14 protein-coding genes and 1 pseudogene are annotated in these 14,316 nt (G+C 72.5%); 12 read left to right on the forward strand and 3 right to left on the reverse strand.

Annotated elements, in window-relative coordinates; all coding sequences use genetic code 11:
- Nucleotides 1-212 (forward strand): annotated as a pseudogene (locus AB0J67_RS33660) (hypothetical protein); the annotation flags it as partial.
- A 3-nt stretch (nt 213-215) separates the two neighbouring features.
- On the opposite strand, the gene AB0J67_RS33665 reads toward AB0J67_RS33660, so the two are convergent.
- The gene (locus AB0J67_RS33665; RefSeq protein ID WP_363488509.1) at nt 216-854 is read right to left on the reverse strand and encodes a hypothetical protein; all 639 of its coding nucleotides are present in this window, start codon (nt 852-854) and stop codon (nt 216-218) included.
- Between the two features lie 41 nt (nt 855-895).
- A complete protein-coding gene (locus tag AB0J67_RS33670) occupies nt 896-1,966 on the reverse strand; it encodes a hypothetical protein (protein WP_363488511.1) in 1,071 nt (356 codons plus the stop codon).
- Between the two features lie 99 nt (nt 1,967-2,065).
- On the opposite strand from AB0J67_RS33670, the gene AB0J67_RS33675 reads away from it, so the two are divergent.
- Nucleotides 2,066-3,145 carry an ionic transporter y4hA gene (locus tag AB0J67_RS33675; protein WP_363488513.1) on the forward strand — a complete coding sequence of 360 codons (1,080 nt, stop codon included), beginning with the start codon at nt 2,066-2,068 and terminating at the stop codon, nt 3,143-3,145.
- A gap of 136 nt (nt 3,146-3,281) precedes the next feature.
- On the opposite strand, the gene AB0J67_RS33680 is transcribed toward AB0J67_RS33675, so the two are convergent.
- Nucleotides 3,282-4,160, reverse strand: coding sequence for a hypothetical protein (locus AB0J67_RS33680; RefSeq protein ID WP_363488515.1), 879 nt, complete (start codon nt 4,158-4,160; stop codon nt 3,282-3,284).
- A 584-nt stretch (nt 4,161-4,744) separates the two neighbouring features.
- Here AB0J67_RS33680 and AB0J67_RS33685 point away from each other — a divergent pair.
- From AB0J67_RS33685 to AB0J67_RS33730, 10 genes are all read left to right on the forward strand, one after another.
- On the forward strand, nt 4,745-5,701 hold the full coding sequence (locus AB0J67_RS33685) for a 3-oxoacyl-[acyl-carrier-protein] synthase III C-terminal domain-containing protein (RefSeq protein WP_363488517.1): 957 nt from the start codon (nt 4,745-4,747) through the stop codon (nt 5,699-5,701).
- A 67-nt stretch (nt 5,702-5,768) separates the two neighbouring features.
- Nucleotides 5,769-6,671 (forward strand): diiron oxygenase, encoded by a 903-nt coding sequence (locus tag AB0J67_RS33690; protein ID WP_363488519.1) that lies wholly within the window; start codon nt 5,769-5,771, stop codon nt 6,669-6,671.
- The gene (locus tag AB0J67_RS33695; protein WP_363488521.1) at nt 6,661-6,921 is read left to right on the forward strand and encodes a hypothetical protein; all 261 of its coding nucleotides are present in this window, start codon (nt 6,661-6,663) and stop codon (nt 6,919-6,921) included. Before AB0J67_RS33690 ends, AB0J67_RS33695 begins: the two co-directional genes overlap by 11 nt.
- Nucleotides 6,918-7,826, forward strand: coding sequence for a hypothetical protein (locus AB0J67_RS33700; protein ID WP_363488523.1), 909 nt, complete (start codon nt 6,918-6,920; stop codon nt 7,824-7,826). Before AB0J67_RS33695 ends, AB0J67_RS33700 begins: the two co-directional genes overlap by 4 nt.
- Nucleotides 7,827-7,848: 22 nt before the next feature.
- Nucleotides 7,849-8,955 (forward strand): SDR family oxidoreductase, encoded by a 1,107-nt coding sequence (locus tag AB0J67_RS33705; RefSeq protein ID WP_363488525.1) that lies wholly within the window; start codon nt 7,849-7,851, stop codon nt 8,953-8,955.
- Nucleotides 8,952-9,548 carry a ferritin-like domain-containing protein gene (locus tag AB0J67_RS33710; protein ID WP_363488527.1) on the forward strand — a complete coding sequence of 199 codons (597 nt, stop codon included), beginning with the start codon at nt 8,952-8,954 and terminating at the stop codon, nt 9,546-9,548. Before AB0J67_RS33705 ends, AB0J67_RS33710 begins: the two co-directional genes overlap by 4 nt.
- Nucleotides 9,548-9,817 carry an acyl carrier protein gene (locus AB0J67_RS33715; RefSeq protein ID WP_363488529.1) on the forward strand — a complete coding sequence of 90 codons (270 nt, stop codon included), beginning with the start codon at nt 9,548-9,550 and terminating at the stop codon, nt 9,815-9,817. Before AB0J67_RS33710 ends, AB0J67_RS33715 begins: the two co-directional genes overlap by 1 nt.
- On the forward strand, nt 9,810-12,101 hold the full coding sequence (locus AB0J67_RS33720) for an MMPL family transporter (protein WP_363488531.1): 2,292 nt from the start codon (nt 9,810-9,812) through the stop codon (nt 12,099-12,101). The genes AB0J67_RS33715 and AB0J67_RS33720 overlap by 8 nt, the downstream gene beginning before the upstream one ends.
- A complete protein-coding gene (locus tag AB0J67_RS33725; protein WP_363488533.1) occupies nt 12,098-12,679 on the forward strand; it encodes an isoprenylcysteine carboxylmethyltransferase family protein in 582 nt (193 codons plus the stop codon). The genes AB0J67_RS33720 and AB0J67_RS33725 overlap by 4 nt, the downstream gene beginning before the upstream one ends.
- A gap of 14 nt (nt 12,680-12,693) precedes the next feature.
- A partial coding sequence (locus AB0J67_RS33730; protein ID WP_363488535.1) for an AMP-binding protein occupies nt 12,694-14,316 on the forward strand: 1,623 nt, incomplete at its 3' end.

Here is a 14,316-nt window from a genome sequence, read left to right on the forward strand (position 1 = left end):
GCTGGGATCGGCCCGTCTACAACGGCGTGCTCATCGTCGGCAGCCAGGTCGCCGGGCACTGGAAGCGCACCGTCGGCCGCCGCGCGGTCACCATCGAGATGCTCGTCTACGCCCCGCTCGACGCGGACCGGGCCGCGGCGGTCCAGGCCGCCGCCGACCACCACGGCCGTTTCCTGGGGCTGCCCGCCACGGTCACCACCAAGGTGCTGTGACGGTCATCTGCCGGACCGCATCTCGCCGACGACCTCGGCGCCCGCCTGCTCGGCGAGCCACCGCGCCCGCCAGTCCTCGCGCGTGTGGACCCACACCGTGTGGTCGCCGGTGTAGGTCTCGTCGAACAGCCCGGCGCTGTTCACCGTGATCTCCAGGCCGCCGTACTTCACGCAGCCGTACGGAGTCAGGTCCTCGATGGGCGGCCAGGTCACCTTCCAGTAGATCCCACCCACGTCCTGTCCTACGGCGTCGCGGTACGACCGCTCGACGGTGCCGGGCGGTGCTCGGTCGACATCGACGTCGAGCCGGAACGCGGGCAGCTCACGCAGCAGCTGCGCCGCGCGCGCGTCCAGCCGGTCGATCACCAGCTCGCTGCCACGGGCACGGTGGTGGACGTGATGCGGTTCGGTGATCAGGTCGCCGAGTCCGTCGAGTACGGCGTCGGCGAGTTCGGCCGGCGCGACCGCGGAGTACCGCGCCTGCGGCAGCGCGGCGTAGCGGGACAGGTCGTGGCTGCCGGTCACCGCCCACAGGTCGAGGTACTCGATCTCGTTCGCGATCGGCAGCAGCCGGTCGACCAGCGCGAACGCCGCGTCGAGGTCGGTCGTGCGCAGCACCGGGTACATGTGGGAGTTGCCCATGGGCAGGCAGTCTGGCCCACCGGTGCCCAGGGCGCGACGTGTTATCCGGTCCGCGTCGCGCCCGAGTTCTTCGACACCATCAGGCCGGACACGTCCACGGCCTCGAAATCGGAGCCCTGCAGGTTCTTCAACGCGCGCAGCGCGTCGTTGGACCAGCGCTCGTCGGGCGCGCCGGACAGGTACCAGGGCGAGCCGTTGTCGGCGACGATCACGCCGTACCTCTTCATCGCCTCGGCGATGACGCGGGCCTGCTTGGGCATCGTGGACGTGTTCACGCTCGCCTTGAGCCGCAGCCGCAGGCCCATCGGCGGCAGCGCGGCGTCCGACGAGCTGGACGCGGCGTGCCGGGCGGGCCACACGTACGCGTTGCGCGAGCGCGGCACGGTGATCCGCAGCGCGTGGGTGATCCTCCCGGCGGCGACCTCCTCGTAGCGGACCAGCCCGGCGAAGATGGACAGGCCGGCCGCGTCGGCCGAGGTCCAGCCCGCCGGGCGCAGCTTGTGCGAGCGCAGGTCGAAGATCGCGCCGGAGCCGGCCCGCCAGCCGGAGCCGGCCGGGTACGCGGCGTACAGCTCGTACACCTTGCACGCCGCGGCGTCGTACAGGATGACGTGCCGGTCGCCGTCGCCGCCGCGCCCGCCCTCCACCTTGGCGTCGGCGGGGATCGGGTAGGGGCCCTTGTCGCTCTCGGCCGCGTACTCGAAGCTGACCTTGACGGTCTTCTGGCCCGGCTTGACCGGCGTGACGGGGATGCCGATCGGCGCACCCTCCCAGGTGCCGGAGCCGAAGTCGGGATGCAGGTGCGCGGCGGCGCCGATGCTGCTCACGTACGCCGCCGAGGAGCGGTGCACCGGCAGCCGGGACACGTCGGAGCGCCAGACGCCGTCCGCCGGGAACACTCCGCACGGCGCGGCGGGGGAGGCGGAGGCGGCCGCACTCGGGCTCGCGCTCCCGGTGGGGGCTGCGGAAGCGCCGGGCGTGGCGGAGCCGGTGACGAAGACGGGATCGGCCGGCGCGGCGGCGGGCGCGCCGCTGCCGCAGGCGGCGAGTCCGAACACGGCGGTCAGGGCGGCCAGGCGCAGTGGCAGCGGTGCGCGGGAACGTGAGAGCACGCGCAGAATCTAGTGCCGCCCGGCGACGGCGGCACAGCCGACCGCCCGGATGCGAGGATTATGCAGGTAGAAGCGGTTTGTCCGCCGTAGCCTCGGTACATGCTCAAGACCGCGCGCGCTCTGTCGTGGTGGGCGGCGATCCCGCCGCTGACCGCGGTGGTGCTCGCGTTCGCCTGGGGACGCCCGCTGTCGGCCCCGGCCATCATCATCGTCGCGATCGCACTGATCGCCGCGGTCGTCGTCGCAGTGCACCACGCCGAGATCGTCGCGCACCGGGTCGGCGAGCCCTTCGGCACGCTCATCCTCGCCATCGCGGTCACCGTCATCGAGGTCGGCCTGATCATCATGCTGATGACCTCGGCCGGCTCGGGGCCGTCGCCGCTGGCCCGGGACACCGTCTTCGCCGCGTTCATGATCGTGTGCAACGGCGTGGTCGGGCTCTGCCTGCTGGTCGGCGGGCTGCGCCACCGCGAGGTCGAGTTCCACGTCGAGGGCGTCACCGCCGCGCTGGCCACGCTCAGCGCGGTGGCGACCCTGGCCCTGGTGCTGCCGGCGTTCACCATCAGCGCGCCCGGCCCGACCTACTCCGAGCCGCAGCTCGCCTTCGCCGGCGTCGCCTCGCTGCTGCTGTACGGCTCGTTCGTGTTCGTCCAGACGGTCCGGCACCGCGACTACTTCCTGCCCGTGGACACCGGCGAGGACCACCACGCCGACCCGCCCACCCGCAAGGCGGCCTGGCTCAGCCTCGGGCTGCTGCTGGTCTGCCTGGTCGCCGTGGTCGGCCTGGCCAAGATCGAGGCTCCGGCGATCGAGCAGGCGGTGGTGGCGGCGGGCGCCCCGCACGCGGTGGTCGGCGTGGCGATCGCGCTGCTCGTGCTGCTGCCGGAGACCGCCGCGGCGGTGCGCGCGGCGTCGCGCAACCGGATCCAGACGAGCTTCAACCTGGCGCTGGGCTCGGCGCTGGCGAGCATCGGGCTGACCATCCCGTCGCTGGCCGTCGCGTCGATCTGGCTGCCGAACACGCTCATTCTCGGGCTGACGCCGAAGGACATGGTGCTGCTGGCGATCACGCTGGTCGTCACCGTGCTGACCGTCGCGCCCGGCCGGGCCTCGCTCATGCAGGGCGCGGTGCACCTGACCCTGTTCGGGGTGTTCCTGTTCCTCTCCTTCGTGCCCTGACCACGACCTCGGCGCCGGTCACCGGCTGTCCAGCAGGCACGGGGTGATCCGCGCGGTCCGGCACGTCCCGCTGTCGTGCATCGTTGGGCGCGGGTGACAACTCCTGGGTTGTCGCGACAACCCAGGAGCTGACACGTCACTCCGGATCGCCTCCCGCCGGGTCCTCCTCGACGGCCGTCGCGGTCGCCCCGCCGAAGCTGCGGTTGACCAGGCCCAGCTCGGCGGCGCGCATCCCGGCCTGGAAGCGCGAGGTGGCGCTGACGTCGCGCATCATCTCCGCGACGTGCCGGCGGTAGGTCCGCACCGACATGCCGAGCCGCCGCGCCGCGACCTCGTCCTTGGCGCCCGCGCCGAGGTAGGTCAGGACCGACTGGGCGGTCTCCTCCCGCAGCTTCTCGCTGAGCCGGACGATCTCGGCCAGCGGCGTGCCGGAGGCCCAGCTGACCTCGAACACGCTGCGCAGGAAGTGGACCAGCGGCTGCGCCGACAGCAGGATCGTCTGGGCGGCCTGGTCGTCGTCGTGGGTGCGCAGAATCACCTCGCGCCCGTCGGTGAGGACGAGGTTCTGCCCCTGGAAGTCCCACGACCGGTAGCCGGGGTGGTCGCACAGCGCCCGGTCGGCGGTGACCAGAGCGGCGGTGGCCGCGGCCGGGACCAGTGCCTTGACCTGCACCCCGCGGCGGTCGGCGTGCCGGAGCAGGTCGACGGTGTGGTTGCGGCGGTCGTCGGCGACGTCGGCGGCCGAGAGCACGCAGAGCACCTCCCGCCGCGCCCGCATGATCGCCTCGCCCGCCACCGCCTGGAAGACCGCGTCGTCACCCGGCAGGTGGCGGATGTGGTGGCCGTTGCCGCGCCGTCGCGACATGGCTCGCTCGATCAGCTCCTGGGCCTGGGACAGGACGGTCTCCACCTCGTCCTGGTGGTCGAGCGTCGCGTCGAACGGACGCGACCGGTGGTGACCGGCCCGTGGCTCGGGCAACCCCCGGTGTGGCAGGCCGTGCTGCGATGCCTTCATCAAAACTCCCCCCGAGTTTCGGATCCTGGCAGGAACATGTCGGGTCTCGCCCTTGACCTCGGTGCCGTCCCCGCCGCCTCCCCGGACGGCCGGGACGGGATGTCCATCCACAAATTACGATGCTGATGTTTCCGGGCGATGTTCGCGCCCGCGCCGGTATGGCGGCCGGGCACCTGTACACGGGGTGTGCGCGGGCCGGCTGCCATCCAAGATCACGAGCGTAGGCCAATGTGGACGGTGCTGCAATCGTGGAAAGGTGTCAGCAGGGCGAACGATGCCGCCGATTGCGGGCAGAACCGGCGAATACCGGCGCTGAGCAGCGCTGCGGCGGCCGTCGGGTAGGTGACTGAGAACAATGTCACCGGGGCCGCCGGCGCACCCATGTCACATCGGCGACATGCGTCCGGACTCCGGGACGCGATCGGCGGCGGCGATGGCAGGTTGTGGTCACGCGCCGTGACGTATCCGGCCGATCGGTGGCAGCTTGCTGCGGCGACGTTCCGTTCGATGTGGACGCTGCGGTTTCATGGGTGCCGCCCGCCGGATGCGGGCGGCGCCGGATCGACTGCCGTGAGGGGATGGGCATGTCTCACGTGTACGTGAGCGACTTCGTGTACGCGCTCGGCTCCCGCAAGACGCACGTCACCGAGTCGGAGGCGGCGGGGCGGCTGCTGTCGTCCGCCGAGGACCTCGAGTCGGCCGGTTTCGGCTGGCACCACCTGTGCGAGCCGGGCGAGTCCGCGTACGGCCTGGCCGAGGCGGTGACGGCGCAGCTGGCCGACACCGGCCGGCTGACCGGGATCGACGCGATCGTCTACGCGACCTGCCTGCCGCTCAACGGCAACGTCGGCGATCCGGCCGAGTTCGCGCGCACCCGCGACGTCAAGCACCTGATGGACTTCCCGGCCAGCCGCCTGCAGGCCCGCTTCGGCCTCACCGACGCGGTGGTGCTGGGCCTGAACCAGCAGGCGTGCACGGCGATGCCGGGCTCGGTGCGGCTGGCGGGCGCGCTGCTGGCGGCCGAGCCGAGCTGGCGCCGCGTGCTGTGCGTGACCGCCGACCGGTTCCCGGAGGGCGCGATCTACGAGCAGGCGTACAACCTGATCTCCGACGGCGGCGCGGCGTGCCTGGTGGGGCGGGAGCCGGAGGGGTTCCGGCTGGTCAGCGCGCACCAGATCACCAACGGCGCGCTGGGCCAGGCCACCGACGACGAGACCGTCGGGTCGTACTTCTCCTTCACCCACCGGCTGTTCAAGGAGTCGCTGGACCGGGCCGGGCTCACCGTCGCCGACGTCGACTGGGTGGTCACCCAGAACACCAACGACAAGGCGTGGCAGATCCTCGCCCGGCTGCTGGGCGTGCCGATCGACCGGGTGTGGTTCCCGTCGATGCCCGACGTCGGGCACGTGATCTCCGCCGACAACATCGTCAACCTCGCGCAGCTGGTGTCGTCCGGGCAGCTGCGGCCGGGCCAGCGGGTGGTGCTGATGATGGCCGGCTTCGGCCTCAACTGGCAGAGCCTGATCCTGGAGGCGGCATGAGCGAGCGCAGCGAGCGAACCAGCAGGTTCGGGAGCCATGCCGCCGACGAGCGCAGCGAGGAGGCGGCATGACCGCCACGACCGCCGCGCGCCTGCGGGACGCCATAGCGTCGCTGCGGGAGACCTCGGACCGGCTGAGCCGGCTGTCCCAGCGCTCGTACCAGAACCCGTACACCGCGGTGGAGTGGCCGGACGCGGTCGACCCGGAGCGCGCGTGGTTCAGCTCGCCGGAGCTGCTCAGCCTGTACGGCACGCCGGTCTGGGACACCCTGGACGACGCGGCGCGCCGGCGGCTGGCGTTCCACGAGGCGGCGAACTTCTACAGCCTCAACATCCACGGCGAGAAGGGCCTCATGCAGGGGCTGGCCGCCCGGCTCTACCGGCGTGACCTGGCCGACGTGGCCGAGTACCTGCACCACTTCCTCGACGAGGAGAACAAGCACAGCATCTTCTTCGGCGGCTTCTGCACCCGGTACGCGCGGGTCTACCCGTCGCGGCAGGTGTCGTTCGGCGTCCAGCGGCCCCGCGACGTGGAGGACTTCCTCTTCTTCGCCCGCGTGATGATCTTCGAGGAGATCGTCGACCGCTACAACTGGTGGCAGGGCCGCGACGAGCGCCTGCACCCCGTCGCCCGGTTCATCAACAACAACCACCACTTCGAGGAGGCCCGGCACCTGATCTTCGGGCGCCGCCTGGTCGAGGCGATGTGGCAGGCGTGCGCGCCCGGCTGGGACGACGAGCGCATCGAGGAGGTCCGCGAGGACCTCGCGCAGTTCCTCGTCACCAGCTGGCGCGAGTACTACAACCCCGACGTGTACGCCGACGCGGGCCTGGCCGGCCCGTACGAGCTGGCCGAGCAGGCGTGGGCGGCCCCGGCGCAGCGCGCGCATCGCCGGCGCACCTCCACGAAGCTGCTCGGCTACCTCACCTCCACCGGAATCCTGGTCAAGGAGCCTGTCGATGCATTCTGAACCCGAGATCCGCCAGGCGCTGCGGGAGTGGGTCCTGGGCAAGGCCCGCGACCTCGACCCGGCCGCGCTGACCGACACCACCCCGCTGTTCGAGCGCCGCCACCTGCGCTCGCTGCACGTGCCCGAGCTGCTGCTGCTCCTGGAGCGGCTGCGCGGCGAGCCGATCGACGTGGAGGACCTGGGCGCGGGCGACTTCCGCGACATCGACACGCTGCTGGCCAAGTTCGGCCCGGCGCGGGCGGCGTCGTGACCACGGCCGTCGCGGCGGGACTGTCCTCGATCGGGCTGCACTGGCACGAGTCGGGCCAGGCCGGGCTCGGCGGCCCGCTGCTGCGCCTGGCCGAGGACTGCGACCAGGCGTTCCGTACGCTCGCCTCGGTCTGGGACGCCCGTGAGGAGCGCCACCCGGCCGCGCTGCCCGCCGAGCGGCTGCAGCGGCTGGACTACCTGCACTCGTTCCCGCACCAGGCGACGTTCCCGGCCCGGCTGGACCCGGCACACCTGGACGAGTTCCTGGCGGGCGAGCCGATCACCGCGACCGGCGCGGTGGACCTGACCCCGCTGGCCCCGGTGACCGCCGTGCTCACCCCGGCCGCCTGCTACCACCTCTACCACGCGCACGAGGGCAGCGCCTTCTCCGCGCCGGTGTACCTGACCACCCGCAACACCTGCTTCCGGGTCGAGGAGCGCTACGTGCCGCTGCGCCGGCAGTGGAGCTTCACCATGCGCGAGATCGTGTGCCTGGGCACCCACGACGAGACCGTGGACTTCCTGGCCCGCGCACGCGCGGTGGTCGACGAGTTCCTCGCCCTGGTGGACCTGCCGGTGGACTGGCTGACCGCGACCGACCCGTTCTTCCGGCCGCGCGACAACCCGCAGTACCTCATGCAGCGGCTGCAGCCCAGCAAGCACGAGGCGACGTACGGCGGCGACCTGGCCATCGCCTCGGTGAACCTGCACCACGACCACTTCGGCACCGCGTTCGGCCTGCGCCGGGGCGGCCGGGCGGTCAACACCGCGTGCCTCGCCTTCGGTCTCGAACGCTGGCTGTGGGCTGTCACCGACCGCCACGGCCTCGACCCGGCCTCCTGGCCGAAGCCGGCCGACGCCGCGGCCACGGTCGTCGCCCGCACGGCCCGCGAGGCGCAGCGGTGAACGGGCGCGGAGAGGAGCCGGCATGCGCACGCTGATCACCGGAGCCGACGGGTACCTGGGCCGCCGGGTGGTATCCGCCCTGCTCGCCTCCACCGACGACGAGTTCGTGCTGGCGGTGCGCGCCGCCGACCGCGCCGAGCTGGCCGCCAAGCACGACCGGCTGGACGCCGACCTGGGCCCCGCGGCGCTGGGCCGGGTCACCGTCGTCGGTGCGGACCTGACCCGCGATGACGCGCTCGCCGGCGTGGACCCGGGCCGGGTGGCCTCGATCGTGCACGCCGCGGCCGTGACCAGGTTCAACGTGGATCGGGAGACCGCGCAGCGGGTCAACGTCGACGGCACCGTCCGGCTGGCCCGCTTCGCCCGGCGCTGCCCTGACCTGCACCGCTTCACGCTGCTGTCCACGCTGTACACGGCGGGCCGGCAGACCGGCGACATCACCGAGCGCCGCCACGGCGACGACGGCTTCGTCAACTTCTACGAGTGGTCGAAGTGGCGGGCCGAGGAGCACCTGTTCGACAGCGGCCTGCCGCTGTCGGTGCTGCGGCTGCCGACGGTGATCGCCGAGGACGACGGCGGCGCGGTGGGGCAGTACAACGCCTTCCACAACACGCTCAAGCTGTTCTACTACGGCCTGCTGTCGCTGATGCCGGGCGAGCCGTCGACGCCGCTGAGCCTGGGCACCGCCGCGTTCACCGGCGCGGCCGTGTCGCACCTGGTGCGCCCGGACGTGCCCGCCGGGGTCTACCACGTCACCCCCGAGCCGGCGCGGACGCTGACCCTCGGGCAGCTCATCGACGTCGCGTTCACGGTGTACGAGCGCGACGACAACTTCCGCCGCCGCAACCTGATGCGCCCGATCTACTGCGACCGGCAGAGCTTCGACGACATGGTGGACATCGCCCGCCGGCTCAAGGGCGGCCCGATCGAGCAGGCGGTGGCCTCGGTCGCCCCGTTCGGCACGCAGCTCTACCTGCACAAGACGTTCCGCAACGAGGCGCTGCGCGCGGCCTGGCCGGGGTACGCCGCGCCCGACCCGCTGGAGCTGGTCGAGGCGACGTGCGAGCACCTGGTGGCCTCGCGCTGGGGCCGGCAGCCGGTGACCCGTCAGCTGGAGGGTGTCCTGTGAACAAGACCGCCGTGAGCGAGAACGAGCGCTGGCTGCTCAGCTACTACCGCGCCTCGGAGATCAACGGTGCGCTGTTCTTCGGCCGGGTGGCCCGGACGGTACGCGGCCCGCTGCTGGTGGACGTCACGCACCACTTCACCGACGAGGCCAACCACGCCAACTACTGGACGCAGTGCCTGCACGAGATGGACCTGACCCCGGTCCCGCAGAACCGCGCCTACCAGGACCAGTACCTGGAGGCCGTCGGCATGCCCGCCAACGTCATGGAGGTCATGGCGATCACCCAGGTCTTCGAGAAGCGCGTGATCGGCCAGTACGGCCGCCACCAGCGCTACGCGGGCACGCATCCGCTGGCCAGGGCGACCATCCAGAAGATCATGCTCGACGAGCGCTGGCACGTGAAGTACGTCCGCGACGCCCTGGCCGACATGGCCGACCGGTACGGCCCGGAGCTGATCGACACGACCCTGGCCCGGTTCACCACCGCCGACGACGAGGTCTACGCCAAGACGCTGGAGGAGTACGGCCAGCGCCTGGAGTTCCTGGGCGAGACCACCGAGCACTACCACGGAACCGAAACGGAGCACCCCTGATGCACGCCACCTTCGCGGTCGTCGCCGAGCGCATCAGCATCACCTCGGGCGTCGCGGTCGACCGGCTGCGCCCCGAGACGACGCTGAAGGAACTGGCCCTCGACAGCTTCCTGCTGGTCGAGATGGCGGTCGACCTGCAGGAGGAGTTCGACGCCATCTTCACCCAGGAGGACCTGCACCGGGTCGTCACCGTCGGGGACCTGGTCGAGCTGCTCAACACCTCCCAGGCCGCCGACGTGCGGGCCCGCTCGGCGGCCGGCCGTGGCTGAGCGCCTCGCGCACGCGATCCGCCGCTACCGCTGGCTGCTGCTGGCCGCCTGGCTGGTGGTGCTGACCGGCGCCGGGGTCGCCGCGCTGCCGCTGGCCGGCAAGCTCAGCGGCGGCGGCTGGTACGTCTCCGGTTCGGACTCCCAGCTCGCCGCGCAGGCGCTGCGCTCGGGCCTCACCGGGCGCGACGACAGCAACCTGGTCGTGGTCGTGCACGACGAGCGGCACACCGCCGACAGCCCCGAGTTCGCGCGGCGCGCGGGCGGCGCCGTGCAGGCGGTGCTGGACGACGAGCGGCTGGCGGCGTCGAGCGCGTACGGCTGGCAGAGCTTCACCGGCCCCGACCGCGACCGGTTCCTCGGCGAGGACCGGCGCACCACCGTGACCATGGTCGGGCTGGACGTCGACGACGGCACCGCGCGCCGCGTGCTGCCCGACGTGCAGGGCGAGCTGGCCGACCGGTTCGCCGCCGAAGGGCTGCGGGTGTCGCTGGTCAGCGCCGCGTCGCTGTTCGGCGAGATCAACAAGCTGAGCCAGACCAGCCTCACCGAGGCGGAGCTGATCGCGTTCCCGCTGATCCTGGTCATCCTGCTGTGGCTGTACCGCAGCGTGGTCGCCACCGCGGTGTCGTTCGTGGTCAGCATGACCGCGCTCGGCCTGACCTTCGGCCTGCTGTCGCTGCTGGCCGGCCGCTTCGAGCTGTCCATCTTCGTGCAGAACGCCGCCACGATGATCGGCCTCGGCGTCAGCGTCGACTACTCGCTGATAATCATCTCCCGGTACGCCGAGGAGCTGCGCCGCGGCCGCGACCGCTTCGAGGCCCTGGTCACCACCCTGCGCACCAGCGGCGAGACGGTGCTGTTCTCCGGCCTGATCGTGGTGCTGTCCACGTCCGCGCTGTTCCTGGTGCCGCTCAACGTGATCGGGTCGATCGCGCTGGGCATCGTGCTGGTCGTCGCGTTCGCCGTGCTCAGCAGCGTGGTCGTGCTGCCGGTGGTGCTCTACCTGCTCGGCGACCGGGTGCTCAAGGGCGCGGTCCGGCTGCCCGGCGGCCGCGCGCGCTCGCTGGAGGTGTCCGAGAACCCGTGGTACCGGCTGGCCATGCGGATCATGCGCCGCCCGGTGCTGTGGCTGCTCCCTCCGGCGCTCGCGCTGCTCGCGCTGGCCGTGCCGGGCCTGGGCATGAGCACGTTCACCCCGGACGCCCGGGTGGTGCCCGCGTCCTCGCCGGTCCGGTTCGGCTACGACACCATGCGCGCGCAGTTCGGCCCCGGCGCCGCCTCGCCGCTGCAGGTCGTCGTCACCGTCGCGGGCGACCTCGGCGACGCGGAGGGCGCGGCGCTCACCGGCCTGGCCGAGCGGCTGCGCGCGCTGCCGCACGTCGCGCGGGTCGATACCCCGCTGGACGTGCTGCGCGCCGTCGACCCGGCCCGGCCCGTCGCCGTGCTCGCCGCGCTCGGCGGCCTGCCCGCCGACGCCCGGCAGACGATCGAGCACTTCGTCTCCGCCGACCGGCACACCGTCGTGCTGGAGGTGATCCCGGACGACCACGCGGCCAGCCCCGGCGTCATCGCGCTGTACGACCGGGTGCGGGCCGAAGCCGACCGGCTGCCGGACGGCCTGCGCGCCGTCGTCGGCGGCGAGACCGCCGAGGGCGTCGACGCCAACGCCGCGATCGCCGACCGGCTGCCGTACGTGCTGGTGGTCATGCTTCTGATCATCTACGTGCTGCTGCTGGTGACGTTCCGGTCGCTGCTGCTGCCGCTGAAGGCGATCGTGCTCAACCTGCTGTCCGTCGGCGCGACGTTCGGCCTGCTCGCGATCGTGTTCCAGCACGGCTTCGGGGTCGAGCTGCTCGGCACCGTGAGCCACGGGTACGTGCAGAACTTCGTGCCCATCCTGCTGCTGGCGATCCTGTTCGGGCTCAGCACCGACTACGAGGTGTTCCTGCTGCACCGGGTCCGGGAGGAGTGGCAGCGCACCGGCGACGACACCGTCAGCGTCGCCACCGGCCTGGCCCGCACCGCGCCGCTCATCTCCGGCGCGGCGGTGCTGATGCTCGCCGTGTTCGGCGCGTTCACCCTCACCGGCATCAACCCCATCCAGCAGCTCGGCTTCGGCCTCGCCGTCGCCGTCGCGCTGGACGCCACCCTGATCCGCCTGGTCATCGTGCCCGCCTCGATGCGGCTGATGGGCCGGTGGAACTGGTGGCTGCCGGGCCGCCGGCAGCCCGCCCCGGTCACCGCCACCCCCGCTCCCGCCGTTCGAGAGGACGCTTTGCGTTGAACGAGCCCGTCCTGGTCCTGCTGACTCTGAACTTCGCCTTCATCGGCATCCTGCCGCGGATCTTCTTCCGGTCCGACGGCACGCTCAACGCCCGCTGGTGGGCGACCGCCAGCCCGTTCTTCGTCGCGTCGATCTTCCTGGTGGCGGCGTACTTCGCCGACTGGGCCGCGCTGGTGCCGCAGGCATGGCTGCGCCCGCTGGCGGTGGCGGCGGTGCCGTTCAGCGTCGCGTCGGTGGCGCTGATCTGGATGACGCTCGGCACCCACCGGGTCCCGATCTCGCTGTGGCACCAGGACAACGACGCGCCGCGCAGCATCGTGACCTACGGGGCGTACCGCTGGATCCGGCACCCGTTCTACGCCTCGTTCATCAGCGCCCTGTTCGCCGCGCTGCTCTACCACCCGCACTGGGTCACCGGCGCGACCTTCCTCTACGGCGTCGTCGCGCTGAACCTCACCGCCGCCCGCGAGGAGCGCCGCCTGGCCACCTCCGAGTTCGGCAGCGAGTACCAGGAGTACATGGGCCGTACCGGGCGGTTCACGCCGCGGCTGGGCGGTCCCGTCCGGGTCGCCGCGTAGGCCGGGGAGACGACGTGCCGGACATCCACACCGGATGGCTCACCGAGCCACACCCGGACCGTGGCGTGCACCTCGCCGACGAGACCGGCGGCTGGACCTACACCGGCTACCCCGAGCTGGCCGCGACCGCCCGCCGGATGGGGGCGCAGCTCGTCGCCGCCGGGGTGCGGCCGGGCGACGCGGTCTGCGTGCTGATGCCCACCGGCTACCCCGTGCTCACCGTGATCTACGGGGTATGGGCGGCGGGCGCGGCGATCTGCCCGGTGGTGCCGCCGAGCTTCCAGCGCGAGGACGAGTACGTCGCGCACGTCGCCGCGATCCTGGAGCAGGCCCAGCCGAGCCTGGTGGTCACCAGTGCCGGGCTGGCCCCGGTCGCGGTGCGGGCGATGGCGGCCGCCGGGCGGACCGACGCGCCGCTGGTGCCCCGCGACGACACCACCGGCGAGCTGACCCCGCAGCCGCGCGGCGAGCTCGCGCTGCTCCAGTTCACCTCCGGCTCGACCGGGCGCCCGCGCGGGGTGCGGGTCACCTGGGACAACCTGGCGGAGAACTTCCGGATCATCGCCCGGATGAACGCCTGGCGCGACGGCGACGCGATGGCGTCCTGGCTGCCGCTCTACCACGACATGGGCCTGATCGGGCTGTTCCTGTTCCCGATCTGCCGGCAGGGCTCGCTGTGGCTGATGCGCCCGGACCAGTTCATCCGCGACCCGCTGCGCTGGCTGGCCTGCTTCGCGCCGGGCAAGGCCACGGCGTCGGCGTCGCCGTCGTTCGCCTTCGCGTACGCCACCCGCCGCGTCAAGCCGGAACGGCTCGTCGGCCTCGACCTCAGCCAGTGGAAGTCGGTCTGCATCGGGGCGGAGACCACCGACGTCGCGGCGCTGGCCGGGTTCGCCCGGTTCGCCGCGGCGACCGGGTTCCGGCCCACCACCTTCCAGCCGTCGTACGGCCTGGCCGAGTGCACCCTGGCCGTCACGTCCCCGCCGCCCGGTGACCTGTCCGAGGTGGTCCTGCCCGACTGGGCGAAGCTGCGGTTCGGCGAGCCGGTCCAGCTCACCGAGCGGGGGCGGCTGTCCGAGGCGGACACCCCGCCGGGCTCCGGCTGGCTGATCGGGCACGGCCTGCCGCACCCCGACGACGGCCTGGCCGTCCGCCTGGTCGACCACGACGGCGACGGGCTGCCCGACGGCTGCCTCGGCGAGATCGCGGTCCGCGGCACGTCCGTCGCCGCCGGCTACCACGCGGGCCGCGACGGCGTCTCGTCGCGCTTCGCCGACGGCGAGCTGCGCACCGGAGACGCCGGGTTCCTGCACGAGGGGCAGCTGTACGTGCTCGGCCGGATGGGGGAGAGCGTCAAGCTGCGCGGGCGCAACGTGTACGTCGAGGACCTCGACGTGAAGGTCGCCGCCGCGGCGGGCCTGGCACGCGCGAGCGTCGTCGTGGTCGGCGCGCTGCGGGAGGGCCGCCCCGGGCTGGTCGTGTTCGCCGAGGCGAACCCGGGGCCGTGGGCCGAGGACGTGGCGGGCCTGCTGCGCGGCGAGTTCGGCCCCGACCCGTTCCTGACCGTCGTCAGCGGCCGCCGCGGGCTGATCCACCGTACGTCCAGCGGCAAGCCCCGCCGCCGCCACATGTGGGAA

The organism is Catellatospora sp. NPDC049609 (assembly GCF_040675365.1).
Lineage (GTDB): Bacteria > Actinomycetota > Actinomycetes > Mycobacteriales > Micromonosporaceae > Catellatospora.